Raw genomic sequence first — 2,676 nt, forward strand, 5'->3', positions numbered from 1 at the left:
CAGGGGCGAGGATTTCGCGACGCTGGCCGCCGCGGTCGAACGCGCCGAGCAGCAGCAAGCCCAGGCGCGCACCGCCGCGGCGGCCCAGCCCGCCGCGCCGCGTGGGCCGGATCCGATCGAACGGCTGTTGGGCGGGATCAAACGCTGGTTCACCGAGGGCAATGTCCCGGTCAAGATCGGCATGCTGGTGCTGCTGGCCGGCGTCGCCGCGCTGCTGAAGTACGCCGGCGACCAAGGCTGGCTGCGCATGCCGATCGAGCTGCGCTACGCCGGCATCGCCGCCGCGTCGCTGGCCGGCCTGGCCTTCGGCTGGCGCCAGCGCACGCGCAAGCGCAGCTTCGCGCTGGCCCTGCAGGGTGGGGCGATCGGCGTGCTGCTGCTGACCGTGTTCGCCGCCTTCAAGCTGTCCGGGCTGATCCCCGCCGGCGCGGCGCTGGCGCTGAGCATCGCCCTGGTCGCGGGCATGTGCGTGCTGGCGGTGGCGCAGGAATCGCGCACGCTGGCGGTGCTGGGCACGCTGGCCGGCTTCCTCGCGCCGCTGTGGCTGTCCACCGGCAGCGGCAACCATGTGGCGCTGTTCTCCTACTACGCGCTGCTCAACGCGGCGGTGTTCGCGATCGCCTGGTACCGGCCGTGGCGGGTGCTGAACCTGCTCGGGTTCGGCTTCACCTTCGGCATCGGCACGCTGTGGGGCGTGTTGCAGTACCGGCCCGAGAAGTTCGCCAGCACCGAGCCGTTCCTGCTGCTGTTCTTCGCCTTCTACCTGCTGATCCCGATCCTGTACGCGCGGCGCCAGGCTGCGCGCAGCACGCTGATCGACGGCAGCCTGGTGTTCGGCACGCCGCTGATCGCGTTTTCGCTGCAGGCGGGGCTGCTGCGCGGCGACGGCCTGCCGTTGGCCCTGTGTGCGCTGGGACTGGCGGCGATCTATGCCCTGCTGGCGGCGGTGCTGATCCGGCGCGCGAGCTTCGCGGTGCTGGGGCAGGCGTATGCGGTGCTGGCGGTGGGGTTCGCCACGTTGGCGGTGCCGCTGGCGTTGTCCGCGCGCGCGACCGCCAGCGTGTTCGCGCTGGAGGGGGCGGCGTTGGCGTGGCTGGGCCTGCGCCAGCGGCGCTGGCTGCCGCAGTTCAGCGGCGCCGGCCTGCAATTGGCGGCGTCGTTCGGTTTCCTGGTGGGCGTGGAGGACATCGCCCAGGACACCCAGGCGGTGGCCAACGCCACCTTCATGAGCGGGCTGCTGCTGGCGCTGGCCGGTTTCGCCAGCGCCTGGTGCTACCGCCGTGGGCGGGCCGCCGTGCCGGCGCTGGGCTACTACGTGTGGGGGCTGTTCTGGTGGTGCGGGATCGGCGTCACCGAGATCGTGCGCTTCGTCGACGCCGACGCGCGCGCCGACGTGCTGCTGGCGTGGGTCGTGGTCAGCGGCTGGCTCGCCGCCGAGGCGCAGCGGCGCTGGCCGGCACTGGCGCTGGCCGCGACCACGCTGGGTGGCCTGGCCCTGGCCTTGCCGCTGGCGGTCTGGCAGGCCGATGTGCACGGGCAGCCGTTCGCCGGGCATGGCGCCTGGGCCTGGGCGCTGTTCGCGGTGCTCGGCGTGCGCAGCCTGCTGTGCCTGCGCGACAGCGGTGGCGGCGTCGCGCGTGCGGCGCAGTTCGTGTGGTGGCTGGTGTGGCCCAGCGTGGTCGGGCTGCTGTGCACCTGGATCGCGCTGCACAGCGAGCTCGCCGCCGGCTGGCGCTGGATGCTGTTGCTGGCGCCCTGGTTGCTGGCGACGGCGCTGTCGCTGTGGCGCTGGAACTGGCTGGCGGCTCCGCTGGGTGCGGCATTCGCGCCGTGCCGCAGCGCGCTGCAGAGCACCTACTTCGGCCTGCTGGCGGTGGCCTGGCTGTACAGCCTGGGCCTGTCCGGCAGCAGCGCGCCGCTGCCCTGGGTGCCGGTGCTCAATCCGCTGGAACTGACCCAACTGGCGCTGCTGGTCCTGGGCGTGCGCTGGACCCGCACCGCGGAGCTGCCGGCGCTGCTGCGGCCCTGGCGCACCCAACTGTTGGCCGGTGCCGGCTTCCTGTGGATCACCAGCGTCACCCTGCATGCGGTGCACTACTGGGCGGCGGTGCCGTGGCCCGGCGTGCTCGGCAATGGCGTGGCGCAGACCAGCCTGACCGTGGTCTGGAGCGTGCTGGGCGTGCTCGGCTGGGTGCTGGGCTCGCGGCGCGGCCAGCGCGGTCTGTGGCTGGCCGGCGCGGTGTTGATGGCGGTGGTGCTGGGCAAGCTGCTGCTGGTGGACCGCGGCAACCTCGGCAACGTCGCCGGCATCGCGTCGTTCATCGCGTACGGGTTGTTGTGTACGGTGGTCGGCTATCTGGCGCCGGCGCCGCCGCGCGCTGCCGAACCGGCCGAGGAGGCCATCCCATGATCCGACGTGCGCTGTTTCCGTTGTTGCTGGCCGGGTTGCCGCTGTGCGCGTTCGCCGCCAGCCAGCGCGACGACTACGCCCAGCAGTGGCCGCTGACCCTGCAGGACGCCGATGCCGGCGCCTATCGCGTGCAGCTCGACGATGCGGTCTACCGCAGCGCGCAGCGCGCCTCGCTGGGCGACGTGGAGGTATTCAACGCGGCCGGCGACCCGCTGCCGGCGGCCCTGTTCGCCGCCGAGCAGGCCGAGGCCGCGCCGCGCCGGCAG

Annotated in this window: 2 protein-coding genes; both read left to right on the forward strand. The window is 73.2% G+C overall.

Annotated elements, in window-relative coordinates; translation table 11 throughout:
* Positions 1 to 2,410, forward strand: a 2,410-nt coding sequence (locus D588_RS25785; RefSeq protein WP_017917381.1) for a DUF2339 domain-containing protein, incomplete at its 5' end; no start/stop codon positions are given.
* The coding region (locus tag D588_RS0120835) for a DUF3999 family protein (protein ID WP_026143953.1) at positions 2,407 to 2,676 on the forward strand (270 nt) is incomplete at its 3' end. The genes D588_RS25785 and D588_RS0120835, both read left to right, overlap by 4 nt.

This window comes from Xanthomonas sp. SHU 308 (assembly GCF_000364645.1).
Lineage (GTDB): Bacteria > Pseudomonadota > Gammaproteobacteria > Xanthomonadales > Xanthomonadaceae > Xanthomonas_A > Xanthomonas_A sontii.